Source organism: Cupriavidus neocaledonicus (assembly GCF_000372525.1).
Taxonomy (GTDB): Bacteria; Pseudomonadota; Gammaproteobacteria; order Burkholderiales; family Burkholderiaceae; genus Cupriavidus; species Cupriavidus neocaledonicus.
The window spans coordinates 75,586-90,448 of record NZ_AQUR01000104.1; the positions used below are offsets into that span (position 1 = coordinate 75,586).

The 14,863-nt window shown below is 67.3% G+C and carries 15 protein-coding genes; 4 read left to right on the forward strand and 11 right to left on the reverse strand.

Annotated elements, in window-relative coordinates:
• Positions 1-74: 74 nt before the first annotated feature.
• The 4 genes from A3AG_RS0122965 to A3AG_RS0122980 form a co-directional block, all read right to left on the reverse strand.
• On the reverse strand, positions 75-815 hold the full coding sequence (locus tag A3AG_RS0122965) for a branched-chain amino acid ABC transporter ATP-binding protein (protein ID WP_018007687.1): 741 nt from the start codon (positions 813-815) through the stop codon (positions 75-77).
• The gene (locus tag A3AG_RS0122970) at positions 808-1,569 is read right to left on the reverse strand and encodes an ABC transporter ATP-binding protein (protein WP_026164416.1); all 762 of its coding nucleotides are present in this window, start codon (positions 1,567-1,569) and stop codon (positions 808-810) included. The genes A3AG_RS0122965 and A3AG_RS0122970 overlap by 8 nt, the downstream gene beginning before the upstream one ends.
• Before the next feature lie 92 nt (positions 1,570-1,661).
• Positions 1,662-2,849, reverse strand: a complete 1,188-nt coding sequence (locus A3AG_RS0122975) for a substrate-binding domain-containing protein (RefSeq protein WP_018007689.1) — start codon at positions 2,847-2,849, stop codon at positions 1,662-1,664.
• Between the two features lie 129 nt (positions 2,850-2,978).
• The gene (locus A3AG_RS0122980) at positions 2,979-3,638 is read right to left on the reverse strand and encodes a TetR/AcrR family transcriptional regulator (RefSeq protein WP_026164417.1); all 660 of its coding nucleotides are present in this window, start codon (positions 3,636-3,638) and stop codon (positions 2,979-2,981) included.
• Positions 3,639-3,910: 272 nt separating this feature from the next.
• Between A3AG_RS0122980 and A3AG_RS31920 the strand changes: the two genes are divergently transcribed.
• Positions 3,911-4,786 carry an alpha/beta fold hydrolase gene (locus tag A3AG_RS31920; protein WP_035849491.1) on the forward strand — a complete coding sequence of 292 codons (876 nt, stop codon included), beginning with the start codon at positions 3,911-3,913 and terminating at the stop codon, positions 4,784-4,786.
• Here the strand turns inward: A3AG_RS31920 and crcB are convergent.
• The 7 genes from crcB to A3AG_RS0123020 form a co-directional block, all read right to left on the reverse strand.
• Positions 4,768-5,148, reverse strand: coding sequence for a fluoride efflux transporter CrcB (crcB, locus tag A3AG_RS0122990; protein WP_026164418.1), 381 nt, complete (start codon positions 5,146-5,148; stop codon positions 4,768-4,770). The genes A3AG_RS31920 and crcB overlap by 19 nt on opposite strands.
• On the reverse strand, positions 5,148-5,633 hold the full coding sequence (gene moaE / locus A3AG_RS0122995) for a molybdopterin synthase catalytic subunit MoaE (RefSeq protein ID WP_018007691.1): 486 nt from the start codon (positions 5,631-5,633) through the stop codon (positions 5,148-5,150). Before moaE ends, crcB begins: the two co-directional genes overlap by 1 nt.
• Before the next feature lies 1 nt (position 5,634).
• Entirely contained in the window at positions 5,635-5,892 is a 258-nt protein-coding gene (gene moaD / locus A3AG_RS0123000; protein ID WP_026164419.1) for a molybdopterin converting factor subunit 1, read from the reverse strand.
• Positions 5,893-5,923: 31 nt separating this feature from the next.
• Complete coding sequence (locus tag A3AG_RS0123005) at positions 5,924-7,162, reverse strand: molybdopterin molybdotransferase MoeA (RefSeq protein ID WP_018007693.1); 1,239 nt, start codon at positions 7,160-7,162, stop codon at positions 5,924-5,926.
• A 175-nt stretch (positions 7,163-7,337) separates the two neighbouring features.
• Positions 7,338-8,783: a threonine synthase gene (gene thrC / locus A3AG_RS0123010; protein ID WP_018007694.1), complete on the reverse strand. Its 1,446-nt coding sequence runs from the start codon at positions 8,781-8,783 to the stop codon at positions 7,338-7,340.
• 21 nt (positions 8,784-8,804) lie between these two features.
• A complete protein-coding gene (locus A3AG_RS0123015) occupies positions 8,805-10,115 on the reverse strand; it encodes a homoserine dehydrogenase (RefSeq protein WP_018007695.1) in 1,311 nt (436 codons plus the stop codon).
• A gap of 49 nt (positions 10,116-10,164) precedes the next feature.
• Positions 10,165-11,400, reverse strand: coding sequence for a pyridoxal phosphate-dependent aminotransferase (locus tag A3AG_RS0123020; protein WP_026164420.1), 1,236 nt, complete (start codon positions 11,398-11,400; stop codon positions 10,165-10,167).
• Positions 11,401-11,715: 315 nt separating this feature from the next.
• On the opposite strand from A3AG_RS0123020, the gene A3AG_RS0123025 reads away from it, so the two are divergent.
• The 3 genes from A3AG_RS0123025 (at position 11,716) to A3AG_RS0123035 (ending at position 14,836) form a co-directional block, all read left to right on the forward strand.
• Entirely contained in the window at positions 11,716-12,099 is a 384-nt protein-coding gene (locus A3AG_RS0123025) for an Mth938-like domain-containing protein (protein ID WP_018007697.1), read from the forward strand.
• 145 nt (positions 12,100-12,244) lie between these two features.
• Positions 12,245-12,709 carry a peroxiredoxin gene (locus tag A3AG_RS0123030; protein WP_018007698.1) on the forward strand — a complete coding sequence of 155 codons (465 nt, stop codon included), beginning with the start codon at positions 12,245-12,247 and terminating at the stop codon, positions 12,707-12,709.
• Positions 12,710-13,132: 423 nt separating this feature from the next.
• Positions 13,133-14,836: a PhoH family protein gene (locus A3AG_RS0123035; RefSeq protein WP_018007699.1), complete on the forward strand. Its 1,704-nt coding sequence runs from the start codon at positions 13,133-13,135 to the stop codon at positions 14,834-14,836.
• Positions 14,837-14,863: the final 27 nt, after the last annotated feature.

Sequence of the window (14,863 nt, forward strand, 5' to 3'; positions counted from 1 at the left end):
TTCCGCGTGCTGTGTGCTCCCTCTCCCGCAAGCGGGAGAGAAGAGCAAACCATCGGTCTCGCTGATCGTTTTCGCTACTGGTGCGCCGCCAGCGACAACCCCAGCAGCTGCTGCTGCAACCGTTCATCCTCCGCCAGCGCCGCCATCGTGCCGGTATGCACCGTGCGGCCATCGTCCATCACCGCCACGGTATCGCCCACCGACTTCGCCATATGGAAATTCTGCTCCACCAGCAGGATCGACACCTCGGTCTGCTTCAGCTCGCGGAACACATGGATCATGTTCTGGATGATCGCCGGCGCCAGCCCCTTGGTCGGCTCGTCGACGATCAGCAGCTGGCGCGGCTCGATGATGGCGCGCGCCACCGACAGCATCTGCTTCTGCCCGCCCGACAACACGCCCGCGCGCTGGTGCCAGAACGTCTTCAGCGCCGGGAACATGCGGAACACCCAGTCCAGCCGGCGTTCGTCGATGGCGCCGGTGCGGGCGGCCAGGCGCATGTTCTCGGCCACGGTCAGGTCGGAGAACACGCTCATGTTCTCGGGCACATAGGCAATGCCGGCCTGCGCGATCGCCGGCGTGCCGCGGCGCGTGATGTCGGCGCCGTTGAAAATGACAGTGCCGGTGCTGGCCTGCCACAGGCCCATGATGGTGCGCAGCGTGGTGGTCTTGCCGGCGCCGTTGCGCCCCAGCAGCATGGTCACGCCGCCGCGCGGCACCGTGAAGCTGACGCCATGCAGGATGTGGTACGGGCCGATATGGGTCTGCACACCCTGCAGTTGCAGGATCGGCTGCGCCGCGGTCGCATCAGGCATGGTCGCCCTCCTCTTCCGGCAGGCCCAGGTAGGCCTGCTGCACCACCGGCGAGGCGATCACCTCGGCCGGGTCACCATCCGCCACCAGCGCACCGTTGTGCAGCACGATGATGCGGTCGGCCAGCGAGCGCACCACGTCCATCTTGTGTTCGACCAGCAGCACGGTCTTGCTGCGGTCCTGGCGGATCTCGCGGATCAGGTCCAGGATCACCGGCACTTCGTCGACGCTCATGCCCGCGGTGGGTTCGTCGAACATGAACACGCGCGGCTGCAGCGCCAGCAGGATGCCGACCTCCAGCTTGCGCTGGTCGCCGTGCGGCAGCGATGCTACCGTCAGGTGGCGCTTGCCGGCCAGCGCCACCCGTTCCAGGATGGCCATGGCCTGCGCCTGCAGGTCGCGGTGGCGCGACCACATCGAGAACAAATCGATGCCGCGCTGCTGCCGCGCCTGCACCGCCAGGCGCACGTTCTCGAGCACCGACAGCTGCGGGAACAGGCTGGTCAGCTGGAACGCACGGCCGATGCCGCGCCGGGTCTTGTGCGACACCGGCAGGCGCGTCACGTCCTCGCCATCGAGCACGATCTGCCCGGCAGTGGGCGGCAACTGCCCCGAGATCAGGTTGAAATACGTGGTCTTGCCGGCGCCGTTGGGGCCGACGATGCAGGTCAGCTCGCCGGGCCGGAACGCGCACGACACCGCATTGACGGCGACGTGGCCGCCAAAGCGGATGGTGAGCCCGCGCGTTTCCAGCAACGGCCGCGCCGCGGACGACGCCGCGCCGGCGGGCTGGCCGGCCGGCTGCGACGGCGCCGGCGCGGTCCTGGCAAAGGAGGCTGGCGCGTTCATCAGCGGTGGTTGCGCACGGGCACGTTCATTTCCTCGGGCTTGATCTCGCGCACGAGTTCCGGCACGCCCCAGGCAAAGGCCGGGTCCACCTTGATCTTGAAGTGGTACATCGACTGCATCGCCTGGTGGTCTTCCTTGCGGAAGGTCATCCTGCCCTTGGGCGTATCGAACGACATGCCTTCCATCGCCGCGATCAGCTTCTCGCTGCCGGTCTCGCCATGCGTCTTCTTCAGGGCTTCGACCAGCGCGATGCCCGCGCTCATGCCGCCGGCGGTGAAGAAATCAGGCGGCGCCTTGAATTTGCTGTAGTGGTTGGACACCAGCCACTCGTTGGCCTTGTTCTTGGGAATGCCGAAGTAGTAGTACGTGGCCCCTTCCATGCCCGGGAAGTTCTTGTAGCTGGCCATCGCCGGCAGGATGTTGCCGCCGGTGGCGATCTCGATGCCGTAGCGTTTCGGGTCCAGGTCGGCGATCTTGAACGGGTTGCCGGCGCCGGCCCAGATGACGAAGATCACCTTGCGCCCGGGCTTGTCCTTGAGCGAATCGAACAGCCGCTGCGCGCCCGCGGTGAAGTCGGTGGTATTGGTTGGCAGGTATTCCTCGTGCACGATCCTGGCGTGCTTGAGCGCCCCCTTGAAGGCCTTGACGCCATCGCGGCCGAAGGCATAGTCCTGCGCCAGCGTGGCGATCTGCACCCCCGGCTTGTCCAGCGCCACCGCATTGGAAATCGCGTCCTGCGACGAATTGCGGCCGGTGCGGAAGATATAGCGGTTCCACTTGTCGCCGGTGATGGAGTCGGCCACGGCGGGCTCGACCAGCAGCACCTTCTTGTATTCCTCGGCCACCGGCAGCATCGCCAGCGCCGTGCCGGACGACGTCGGGCCCACCGCGATGTCGGCGCGGTCGTCGCTGTAGGCCGCGGCCAGCTGCGCCTTGGCCACGTCCGGCTTGCCCTGGGTGTCTTTCTCGATCACCACCAGCTTGTTGCCGTTGACGGTCATGGTGCCGTTGGTGGCGTACTCCAGGCCCATCATCAGGCCGGTCTGGGTCTGCTTGGCATAGGCCTCGAGCGCGCCGGTCTTGTCGTAGACGTGGGCGATGCGGATGTCCTTGGCCAGCGCGGCGCCGGTGCCGAGCAGCGCGGCGGCCAGGGCCAGGGCCCGTAGGGCGTGGGGGTTGCGATGCATTGCGGTCTCCTGGGTTCGGTCTTGTTTGTGCTTGTCGGGATGAAACCTGCTGCAATGGCGGGGCATGCCGGCTGGCGGCGCATGCGGGCCGGTGCTGGCGCGCGATGGCTGCGCTCGCGCCGGGCGCACCTATCGCGTCTGGTGCGGCTGCAGGCCGTGCGCGATCAGGTCGAACGCGGTGTCGACCACCTTCTCCATCGATGGCGGACGCTTCCAGCGCGCATAGCGCATGCCGAGGAAATTGCTGATGCCGATCAGGCACCAGGCGCGCACCTCGGCATCGCCGTGGACGATTTCGCCCTGCTCTTCGGCACGGGTCAGGCGCCGGCTGTAGAGCTCGGCGAATACCTGGAAATAGCTGCTGTAGATGGTCTCGTCGACCGAATAAGAATCCAGTACGATCCGGTACAGGTTCTTGTGGCGCGAAACGAAGGACAGGAACGCCTTCAGGCCCAGGCGCTCGGCCTCCATCTGGGTTTCGGCGGCAGCCACGTGCTTGCGCAGGTGCGCGCGTACCAGCTCCAGCATGTGCCCGACCAGCGCGCGGAAGATGTCTTCCTTGTCCTTGAAGTACAGGTAGAAGGTGCCCATCGCCACCTTGGCTTCCTGCGTGATCTCGGAGATCGACGCGGCATAGTAGCCCTTCTCGCCGAAGACCTTTTCGGCGGCGCGCAGCAGCGCCTCGCGCGTCTTCTGCCCGCGCGCGGTCTTGGGCGGGCCCATGCCGCCGGCCGGGCCGGTGGCGTCGACGTCGGCCATGCCGGTGTCGCCAGTCTGGGTGGTGGACATCTTGTCTCCGGTGGCGCTGCGCGCCTTGTCATGGAAATGCCGACCGCTGCCTGTGCTGCCGGCGCCAGGCGGGCGGAACAGGTGCCTCCCCGCCCCTGCCGTCGCGCTGCCGTCGCCGGGAACCGACATTCAGGCAAAACCTGATATCTGATTCATGTTTCATCGTATAAATTGAGTCCCGTGGATGTCAATAGAGGGGCACCCTCACCCGGTGCGGCATGCCGGGCCCCCTTCTCCTCCTTCTCCCCCCTTACGCCAGCCGAGACACGCCGTTGGACGCACCCGATCCGGTACCTGCCAGCCCCGCCGCGCCGCCCTATGCGGTCCATCCGGCGCGCGGCGCCCTGCCCGGCTGGCGCGAGGTCGGCCAGGGACGGCCCTTGCTGCTGCTGCACGGCTGGTCGGTCAATGGCGCGGCCTTTGACGGACAGCGCGCGCTGGCGCTGGCCGGCTTCCGCGTGATCGCCCCCGACCATGCCGGGCACGGCCTGTCGCGGCAGCGCACGGGCGCGACCGTCGCGGCGCTCGGACGCGACGTGGCCGCGCTGGTCGGGTACCTCGGGCTGGCTGACGTGGTGGTGGCGGGCTGGTCGATGGGCGCGATGGTGGCCTGGGCGCTGCTGCGCGACCAGCCGCAGCTGCCGCTCGCGGCGGTGGGCAGCATCGACATGACGCCCCGCATGGTCACCGACCCGGGCTGGCCGCACGGCCTGCACGGCCATTACGACGTGGCCCATGCCGGCCAGATGGCGGAGCGCGTCCGCGCCGACTGGCCGCGGCTGGCGCCGTCGGTGGCATCAGGCTTGTGGGCGGCGGGCCGGCGTCCGCAGGCGGCGGCGACGCAGCGCATCGCGCACATGGCGCAGCAGTGCGATGCCGCAACGCTGGCCAGCTTGTGGGAAGACATGGCGCGACAGGATTTCCGCGATACGCTGCGCACGGCGCGCCTGCCGCTGTTCCACCTGTATGGAGAGGCCAGCCGGCTGTATGCGCCGGCGGTGGGCATGGCCACGCGGGCCTTGCACCCGGCGGCGGGGTTCAGCGTGGTGGCCGGTGCCGGCCACAGCCCGCATATGGAGCAGGCACAGGCATTCAATGCCGCGCTGCTGGCCCTGATCCGGAATGCCGATCAGGCCAGCATGCGATAGGTCCAGAGCCCCAGCGCGGTCAGCAGCAAGGAGCCGCCGAGGTGCAGCAGCAGGTGCATCGCCGCCCAGCCGTAGTCGCCGGCGAGCAGGTTGGCCAGGACTTCGCTCGAGAACGTCGAGAACGTGGTCAGCCCGCCGAGGAAGCCGGTGATGGCCAGCAGGCGCCATTCCGGCGGCAGCGCGGCATGCGTATCGAAGAAGCCGACCGCCACCCCGATCAGGTAGCCGCCCAGCAGGTTGGCCGCGAGCGTGCCGTACGGCATCGCCGGGTTGATGGCGTTCCACAGCACCGAGAATCCCCAGCGCAGCCATGCCCCCGCCGCCGCGCCAACGCCGACGGCAACAAACCCCAACGGCCCCATCAGGGCTGGTCCTCGCCGCTGGCGTTGAGCGACTGGATGCCCCAGCGCTTGAGCGCGTCTTCATCGGTCACCCGCGCGTCGACCCAGCGCGCGCCCTCCGGCGTTTCTTCCTTCTTCCAGAACGGCGCTTCGGACTTGAGGTAGTCCATGATGAATTCGCACGCGGCAAAGGCATTGCCGCGGTGCTTCGATGCCACCGCGACCAGCACGATCTGGTCCAGCGGCAGCAGCGGGCCGACGCGATGGATGATGGTGACACCGAGCAGCTCCCAGCGCGCGCACGCCGCCGCCTCGATCTGCGCCAGCGCCTTCTCGGTCATGCCGGGGTAATGCTCCAGCTCCATCGCGCTGACGGCGCTGCCCTCGCTGACATCGCGCACGGTGCCGATAAAGCTGGCCACGGCGCCGACCTGCGGGTTATCGGCGCGCAGTGCCGCGACCTCGGCGCCCAGGTCGAAATCCTCGCGCTGCACCCTGACGCTCATCTCAGCCTCCGGTCACGGGCGGGAAAAACGCGACTTCGCAGCCATCGGCAAGCGCGGTATCGGCACGCGCCACGGCGTGGTCGACGGCCATGCGCAAGGCGCGGCCCTCGGCCAGGGTCTCGGCCCAGGCGCCGCCGCGCTGGCGCAGCCACTGGCGCAGCGCGCCGACGGTGCGCACCTCGGCCGGCACGTCGGCGCGCTCGGCGGACACGCCGAGCTGTTCGCGCACGCTGGCAAAGAATCGGAGTTCGATGATCATCGCTGCCTTCTGCATCGGGTCATGCCGGCCGCTACGCGAGCAGGCCGTCAAACGGAATGAACTGCACGGTGTCGCCGCGCGCGATCGCCTGGTTGGGCGGATTGTCGATCAGGCCGTCGCCCCAGACGGTGGAGGTCAGCACGCCCGAACTCTGGTTGGGGAACAGGTCCAGCCCGCCTTCGGCGTTGAGGCGCGCGCGCAGGAACTCGTTGCGGCGGTCGCCCTGCTTCAGCTCGAAATCGGCGCGCAGCGGCAGGCGCCGCGGCGTGACCTCGGCCACGCCCTGCAGGCGCAGGATGAACGGGCGCACGAACAGCAGGAAGGTCACGAAGCTGGACACGGGGTTGCCCGGCAGCCCCAGGAAAAACGCCGGCTCGCTGCCGCTGCCGACCTGCCCGAATGCCAGCGGCTTGCCCGGCTTGATCGCGATCTGCCACATGTCGAGCCGTCCTTCGGCCTCGACCGCGGGCTTGATATGGTCTTCCTCGCCGACCGAGACGCCGCCCGAGGTGATGATCAGGTCATGGCCCTGCGCCGCGCGGCGCAGCGTCTCGCGCGTGGCGGCCAGCGTATCGGGCACGATGCCGAAGTCGCTGACCTCGCAGCCGAGGTTTTCGAGCAGGCCGCGCAGCGTGAAGCGGTTGGAGTTGTAGATCGCGCCCGGCTTGAGCGGCTCGCCCGGCATCGCCAGTTCGTCGCCGGTGAAGAACACCGCGACGCGCACGCGGCGCACCACCTCCAGCTTCGCCTGGCCGACCGACGCGGCCAGGCCCAGCGCCTGCGGCGTCAGCCGCGTGCCGGCCGGCAGGATCACGCTGCCGGCTTCGATGTCCTCGCCGGCGCGCCGCACCCATGCGCCGGACTGCGGCACGTGGTTGACGATGACGTCGTCGCCCTCGACCGTGCATTGCTCCTGCATCACCACGGCATCGGCGCCGGGCGGGATCAGCCCGCCGGTGAAGATGCGCGCCGCGGTGCCGGGCTCCAGCGCGGTGCCGACATGGCCGGCGGGAATCCGTTGCGACACGCGCAGCCGCGTGCCTTCGGCCGGCACCTCGGCGGCGCGCAGCGCGTAGCCGTCCATCGAGGTATTGTCGGCCGGCGGCACGCGCAGCGTGCTCGTCACCGCCGCGGCCAGCACGCGGCCGTTGGCGGCGAGCGTGTCGATGGTCTCCGCCTGCGCCAGCGGCCGGGCGGCGCCAAGCAGCGCGTCGAGCGCCTGGGCCATGGTCAGCATCGGGGGACGGGAAGGTGCTGCGGCTTGGGTCATGGTGCAATGTGGGAAAGGGTTGGCCCATGAAAAACGGCCCGCGCATTGCCGGCACCCGCGCGGGGCTGGCAATCCGGGGACCGTGGATCGGGCCCGCAGCCTGATTGTAGCGAGTTGGCCCGGACCCGGCACGCGGCGGCGCCGCAGCCACGTCCCGAGCTCCGCACCTGCGCGCTTACAGGCCGGTGTGGCGGGCGATATAGGCCTTCACCTGCGCGGCGTCGGCCGGCATCACCTCGAAGCGCTGCGGCAGGCTCTCGATGCCCTCGAACTTCGCCGGGCGCTCCGGCTCGTGGCCCAGCGCCTCGCGGATGGTGTCGGCAAACTTGGCCGGCAGCGCGGTTTCCAGCACCACCATCGGCACGCCCGCGCTGAGATGCTCGCGCGCCACCTTGATGCCGTCGGCGGTATGGGTATCGATGGTGACGCCATAGCGCGACGACAGGTCGCGAATCGTCGCCAGCCGGTCCTCGTGCGTGCTGCGTCCCGAGACGAAGCCGAACTGGCGGATGCGGTCGAATTCCGGCGTGCCCGCCAGGTCGAAGCCGCCCTTCTCTTCCACGTCGCGGAACAGCGCCGCCAGCTTGCCGGCATCCTGGCCCAGCAGGTCGAACACAAAGCGCTCGAAGTTCGAGGCCTTGGAGATGTCCATGCTGGGGCTGGAGGTGTGGTAGGTCTCGGCCGACTTGCGCACGCGGTAGGCGCCGGTGCGGAAAAACTCGTCGAGCACGTCGTTCTCGTTGGTGGCGACCACCAGCTTGTCGATCGGCAAGCCCATCATGCGCGCGATATGGCCGGCGCAGACGTTGCCGAAGTTGCCCGAGGGCACGCAGAACGAGACCTTCTGGCCGGGACCGTCGGTCGCCAGCAGCCAGCCCTTGAAGTAGTACACCACCTGGGCCACCACGCGCGCCCAGTTGATCGAGTTGACCGTGCCGATCTTCTGGCGCGCCTTGAAGGCGTGGTCGTTCGAGACCGCCTTGACGATGTCCTGGGCGTCGTCGAACACGCCCTCGATGGCGATGTTGAAGATGTTCGGGTCCTGCAGGCTGAACATCTGCGCGGTCTGGAACGCGCTCATCTTGCGGTGCGGGCTCAGCATGAAGACGCGGATGCCGCGCTTGCCGCGCATCGCGTATTCGGCGGCGCTGCCGGTGTCGCCCGAGGTCGCGCCCAGGATGTTCAGCTCCTGCCCGGCGCGCGCCAGCGCGTACTCGAACAGGTTGCCGAGCAGCTGCATCGCCATGTCCTTGAAGGCCAGCGTCGGGCCGTTGGACAGCCCCAGCAATTGCAGCTTCGTGCCGCCTTCCTCGCCCAGCGTGCGCAGCGGCGTGATGTCGGCGGTGTTGTCGCCGGCGCGCGCGTTGCAGTACACCTCGGCGGTATAGGTCTTGCGCGTCAGCGCGCGCAGGTCCTCGGCCGGAATGTCGTCGCAGAACTTGCGCAGGATCTCGTAGGCCAGGTCGGCATACGGCAGCTTGCGCCAGGCTTCGAGCTCATCGGCCGTGACCTGCGGATACTGCGCGGGCAGGTACAGGCCGCCGTCCGGCGCCAGGCCGCCCAGCAGGATCTCGGAAAACGATTGCGGCATCTCGTGGCCGCGGGTCGACTGGTATTTCATGACAATGGTCCGGTCCGGCCCTTAGTTCAGTTCTTCCATGCGCAGGCGCGTCACCGCGGACAGCACCGTGGGCAGTGCCTCGATCTTGGCGATGGCGGCGTTGACGTGCTTCTCGCGGGTGATGTGGGTCAGGATGATGATGTCGGTCTGCGGCTCGCCTTCGCGCGATTCCTTCTGCAGCATGGCGTCGATCGAGATGCCGCCCTCGGCCAGGATGCGGGTGATCTCGGCCAGCACGCCGGTCTCGTCCGACACACGCATGCGCAGGTAGTACGAGCTGTTGATCTCTTCGATCGGCAGCACCGGCACGCTCGACAGCTCGTCGGGCTGGAACGCCAGGTGCGGCACGCGGTGCTCGGGATCGGCGGTATGCAGGCGGGTCACGTCGACCAGGTCGGCGATCACCGCGGAGGCGGTCGGCTCGGCGCCGGCGCCCTTGCCGTAGTACAGCGTGGCACCCACGGCGTCGCCCTGCACCAGCACCGCGTTCATCGCGCCTTCCACATTGGCGATCAGGCGCGTGGCCGGCACCAGCGTCGGATGCACGCGCAGCTCGACGCCATCGTCGCGGCGGCGCGTGATGCCCAGCAGCTTGATGCGGTAGCCCAGTTCCTCGGCATACTTCAGGTCGGTGGCCGACAGCTTCGTGATGCCCTCCACGTGCGCGCGGTCGAACTGCACCGGCATGCCGAAGGCGATCGCGCTCATCAGCGTGACCTTGTGCGCGGCGTCGACGCCCTCGATATCGAAGGTCGGGTCGGCCTCGGCGTAGCCCAGCTGCTGCGCTTCCTTCAGGACCACGTCGAAATCCAGGCCCTTGTCGCGCATCTCGGACAGGATGAAGTTGGTGGTGCCGTTGATGATGCCGGCGATCCACTGGATGCGGTTGGCGGTCAGGCCTTCGCGCAGCGCCTTGATGATGGGGATGCCGCCGGCCACCGCGGCTTCGAACGCGACGATCACGCCCTTCTTGCGCGCGGCTTCGAAGATCTCGTTGCCATGCACGGCCAGCAGCGCCTTGTTGGCGGTGACCACGTGCTTGCCGTTCTCGATCGCCTTGAGCACCAGCTCGCGCGCGATGCCGTAGCCGCCGATCAGTTCGATGACGATGTCGATGTCCGGACGCGTAACCACTTCGTGCGCGTCGCTGACGATCTCCACTTCCCCGTTGGTCAGTTCGCGCGCGCGTTCGGTGTTGAGATCGGCCACCACGGCAATCTCGATGCCGCGGCCGGCGCGGCGACGAATTTCTTCCTGGTTGCGCTTGAGCACGTTGAACGTGCCGCTACCGACGGTACCGATGCCGAGCAGGCCAACTTTGATGGGGTTCATGGACAATCTTCTGAGTTGCTAAGGATGGGTTGCGGCGCGGCCGGCCGGATCAGGCCGCTGCCTTGCCGTGGCGTTTTCGGTACGCCTCGAGGAAGCGCGCGATGCGGCCGATGGCCTCGCGCAGGTCTTCCTCGTGCGGCAGGAACACGATGCGGAAATGGTCGGGCCGGGCCCAGTTGAAGCCGGAGCCCTGCACCAGCAGCACCTTGGACTCCTGCAGCAGTTCGTAGATGAACTCCTGGTCGTCCTGCACCGGGTACATCGACAGGTCCAGCTTCGGGAACAGGTACAGCGCCGCCTTGGGCTTGACGCAGGTCACGCCCGGGATCGCGGTGATCAGGTCATAGGCCAGGTCGCGCTGGCGGCGCAGGCGCCCGCCTTCGGCGACCAGGTCGTTGATGCTCTGGTAGCCCCCCAGCGCGGTCTGGATCGCCCACTGGCCCGGCACGTTGGCGCACAGGCGCATCGACGACAGCATGTTCAGGCCTTCGATGTAGTCGATGGCCGGGCGCTTGTCGCCCGACACCACCATCCAGCCGGCGCGGTAGCCGCACGAGCGGTAGTTCTTCGACAGGCCGTTGAAGGTCACCGTCAGCACGTCGGTCGACAGCGAGGCGATCGAGGTGTGGGTATTGCCGTCGTACAGGACCTTGTCGTAGATCTCGTCGGCAAAGATGATCAGGCCGTGCTCGCGCGCGATCGCGACGATCTCGAGCAGCAGTTCATCCGAGTACAGCGCCCCGGTGGGGTTGTTCGGGTTGATGATGACGATGGCCTTGGTATGCGGCGTGATGCGGGCGCGGATATCGGCCGGATCGGGCATCCAGTCGTTGGACTCGTCGCAGATGTAGTGCACCGGCGTGCCGCCCGACAGGCTCACCGCGGCGGTCCACAGCGGGTAGTCCGGCGCCGGCACCAGCACTTCGTCGCCAGTATTGAGCAGCGCGTTGACCGCCATCACGATCAGCTCGGAGGCGCCGTTGCCCACATAGATATCGTCCAGGCCGACGCCCTCGATATTTTTTTGCTGGGTATAGTGCATGATCGCCTTGCGCGCGGCGAAAATGCCCTTCGAATCAGAATAACCTGCCGAATTCGGCAGGTTTCGCATCATGTCCTGCTGAATTTCCTCCGGCGCGTCGAACCCGAACACGGCCAGGTTGCCGATATTCAGCTTGATGATCTTGTGCCCTTCTTCCTCCATCTGCTTGGCCTTTTCCAGCACCGGCCCGCGGATGTCGTAGCAAACGTTATTGAGTTTGTTGGATTTCTGGATGGGTTTCACGGCGATGTCGGGCAAGCGTGGCGTGCCGCGTCGGCGGCACCGGACTGGGAATCGGGGCGATCTGACAGAATCTGAAAGAATGCGGAGGCGCCGTCCGCTGCGATGCAACGCAAACGTGGCAGACAGGAAGGCAAAAGCTATAATTTATCGGATTATGACAGACTTCGGCAGGGATTCTTGCATTGCAGCGTGCGCTGTCCGCGCGCACCGCGGCCGCCTGTCCGCTGTCATCCGTTCATGGCCCGCCCGGCCCGACGGCGCTCCGCTTTGCGGACCCGCCCGCCGGCCCGCGCCGGCTACCGCCGAGATCCCCAAGTGAAACTCCACGCCGACCAGCCCCAGTCGCTCAATACCGTCACGGCCTACGGGCCCGGGTATATCGAAATCAACCTCGTGCGCCACACCAGCTCGGTGCTGGTCATGCCGGAGGGCGAAGTCCGGCCTTGGCCGGTCGACCGCTTCGAAGACCTGGAGCCCGCGCATTTCGAGCAGCTGTCCGAACTGGGACCCGAAGTCGTGCTGCTCGGCACCGGCTCGCGGCTGCGCTTTCCCCACCCGCGCCTGACCGCTTCGCTGGCGCGCCGCCATGTCGGCGTCGACGCCATGGACATGCAGGCCGCCTGCCGCACCTACAACATCCTGATGGCCGAGGGGCGCAAGGTGGCGGCGGTGCTGCTGCTCGAGCCCGAGGCCGGCTGACGCGGCCCTACCGGCGAAAGTTGAGCAGTCGCCACGCTTGAAGTCCGCGCGAGGCGCCCCAATCTGCTCGCGCTGAGGCGGCAGCCCCTCTCCCGATTCCAACGATCTCACCGATCCCCTGCCCCTCCCCCAAGGAGCCACAAGCATGACCGTCAGTCTCAACAAGGCCATCCCCGACTTCAGCGCGCCGATGACCGGCGACGCCACCTTCCGCCTGGCCGACTACCGCGGCAAGACGGTGGTGCTGTACTTCTACCCGAAGGACAACACGCCGGGCTGCACCACCGAGGCGATGAACTTCCGCGACCAGTACGAGGATTTCGAGAAGGCCGGCGTGCAGGTATTCGGCATCTCGCGCGACAGCCTGCGCTCGCATGAAAACTTCAAGGCCAAGCTGGAACTGCCGTTCGAACTGATCTCCGATGCCGACGACAATGTGTGCACATTGTTCGATGTCATCAAGATGAAAAAGCTGTATGGCAAGGAATACCGCGGCATCGAGCGCAGCACCTTCGTCATCGACGGCAAGGGCATCCTGCGACACGAGCTGCGCGGCATCAAGGTGCCCAACCACGTCGACGAAGTGCTGGAGATCGTGCGCGGCCTCTGAAGCCTCGCCGCAGCGTTGGCGTTGCCCGTAACGGCCCCGATCCGGACGCGTCGCGGCAAACGTTGGCAAACCCAATTGCCAAACCCAAAGCCTTCAGATACATTGGCCCGTAATGAGTTCAGATTCCGGATGCCACGCTGTTTCGACTCCCCGGCCCAGGCGCTTCCCGCCACAGGCCGGTAGCGGACCTGCCATGTCGGCAGTCCGCCAAAGAGCCGCCAACCCTGTTCCGCAGGCATGGCGGCTTTTTTGTTTGCAGCCGCTTCTGTCCTCATGTCTGACCGCGCCGGGCGCCTCGCGCATGCATGCCCCGGCCCGGGTCCGCCACGCCGCCCCGATGCCGTCGCACTCTGCCGAGGTCGCGCGGCGCCGCGGACCGGACATCCCCGCCCCCTTCTTGTCCCCTTGAAAGGAAAGCCAAGCATGCCGCTGCCTACCATGCCCGCCAAGCCTGCCCAATTGCTGGACCCGAGCGAGTTCGCTCCGGTTTCCGCGGTGCCTAAGGCCAAAGCCGCCACACAGGGCAAGAAACCTGTGCCGGCGCTCGAGCGCGTGGCATTGCTGGAAACCGGCGACACGCAGGTGCCTGAAGTCAAGGCCCGCGCCGCCGGCGGCACCCGCGCCCGCAGCACCGAGACCCCCGCCGTATCGACACCCCCCGTCAGCGCCGCGCCGGTGAGCCTGGTCAAGCCGTCGACCGGCACCACGCGCCGCGCGCGCAAGGCCGAAGGCCCGAGCAAGCTGTTCGTGCTCGACACCAACGTGCTGATGCACGACCCGGCCTCGCTGTTCCGCTTCGAAGAGCACGACATCTATCTGCCGATGATGACGCTCGAAGAGCTGGACAACCACAAGAAGGGCATGAGCGAAGTCGCGCGCAACGCGCGCATGGTCAGCCGCACGCTCGATTCGCTGGTGGGTGGCACCGACGGCGTGCTCGACGAAGGCCTGTCGCTGGCCAGCCTGGGCAATCGCGACGCGCAGGGCAAGCTGTTCTTCCAGACGCGCCTGAACGACATCAAGCTGCCCGAAGGCCTGCCGCAGGGCAAGGCCGACAACCAGATCCTGGGCGTGGTCAGCGCGCTGCAGCAGCAGTATCCCGAGCGCCAGGTCGTGCTGGTGTCGAAAGACATCAACATGCGCATCAAGGCGCGCGCCCTGGGCCTGCCGGCCGAAGACTACTTCAACGACCAGGTCCTCGAGGACAAGGACCTGCTCTACGCGGGCGTGATGCAGCTTCCCGGCGACTTCTGGGCCAAGCACGGCAAGGGCGTCGAAAGCTGGCAGGATCCCAAGTCCGGCGCGATGTTCTACCGGCTCACCGGCCCGCTGGTGCCGTCGTTCCTGGTCAACCAGTTCGTCTACCTCGAGCCCGTGGACGGCAGCCTGCCGCTGTATGCGCAGGTCAAGGAGATCAACGGCAAGACCGCGCTGCTGCAGACGCTGAAGGACTACACGCACCACAAGAACAACGTGTGGAGCGTGACCGCGCGCAACCGCGAGCAGAACTTCGCGCTCAACCTGCTGATGAACCCGGACATCGACTTCGTCACGCTGCTGGGCCAGGCCGGCACCGGCAAGACGCTGCTGGCGCTGGCGGCAGGCCTGGAGCAGGTGCTGGACCAGAAGCTCTACAACGAGATCATCGTCACCCGCGCCACCGTGCCGGTGGGCGAGGACATCGGCTTCCTGCCCGGCACCGAGGAAGAGAAGATGCAGCCGTGGATGGGCGCGTTCGACGACAACCTCGAAGTGCTGCAGAAGAGCGACGACAGCGCCGGCGACTGGGGCCGCGCCGCGACCCAGGAGCTGATCCGCTCGCGCATCAAGGTCAAGAGCATGAACTTCATGCGCGGGCGCACCTTCGTCAACAAGTTCGTCATCATCGACGAGGCGCAGAACCTGACGCCCAAGCAGATGAAGACGCTGGTGACGCGCGCCGGCCCCGGCACCAAGATCATCTGCCTGGGCAATATCGCGCAGATCGACACGCCCTACCTGACCGAGGGCTCGTCGGGCCTGACCTACGTGGTCGACCGCTTCAAGGGCTGGAGCCACAGCGGCCATATCACGCTGGCGCGCGGCGAACGCTCGCGCCTGGCCGACCACGCGGGCGACGTGCTCTGACGCGGGCCGCGGGCCCGGGCACCCTTC

Excerpts from the sequence above, each read along its gene's own strand:
- moaE (WP_018007691.1), bottom strand. The coding sequence starts at position 5,633 with ATGAGCGTCAGGGTGCAGCGCGAGGATTTCGACCTGGGCGCCGAGGTC.
- A3AG_RS0123035 (WP_018007699.1), top strand. The coding sequence starts at position 13,133 with ATGCCGCTGCCTACCATGCCCGCCAAGCCTGCCCAATTGCTGGACCCG.
- A3AG_RS0123005 (WP_018007693.1), bottom strand. The coding sequence starts at position 7,162 with ATGACCCAAGCCGCAGCACCTTCCCGTCCCCCGATGCTGACCATGGCC.
- A3AG_RS0122965 (WP_018007687.1), bottom strand. The coding sequence starts at position 815 with ATGCCTGATGCGACCGCGGCGCAGCCGATCCTGCAACTGCAGGGTGTG.
- A3AG_RS0122975 (WP_018007689.1), bottom strand. The coding sequence starts at position 2,849 with ATGCATCGCAACCCCCACGCCCTACGGGCCCTGGCCCTGGCCGCCGCG.
- A3AG_RS0123030 (WP_018007698.1), top strand. The coding sequence starts at position 12,245 with ATGACCGTCAGTCTCAACAAGGCCATCCCCGACTTCAGCGCGCCGATG.
- moaD (WP_026164419.1), bottom strand. The coding sequence starts at position 5,892 with ATGATCATCGAACTCCGATTCTTTGCCAGCGTGCGCGAACAGCTCGGC.
- A3AG_RS0123015 (WP_018007695.1), bottom strand. The coding sequence starts at position 10,115 with ATGAACCCCATCAAAGTTGGCCTGCTCGGCATCGGTACCGTCGGTAGC.
- crcB (WP_026164418.1), bottom strand. The coding sequence starts at position 5,148 with ATGGGGCCGTTGGGGTTTGTTGCCGTCGGCGTTGGCGCGGCGGCGGGG.
- A3AG_RS0122980 (WP_026164417.1), bottom strand. The coding sequence starts at position 3,638 with ATGTCCACCACCCAGACTGGCGACACCGGCATGGCCGACGTCGACGCC.
- thrC (WP_018007694.1), bottom strand. The coding sequence starts at position 8,783 with ATGAAATACCAGTCGACCCGCGGCCACGAGATGCCGCAATCGTTTTCC.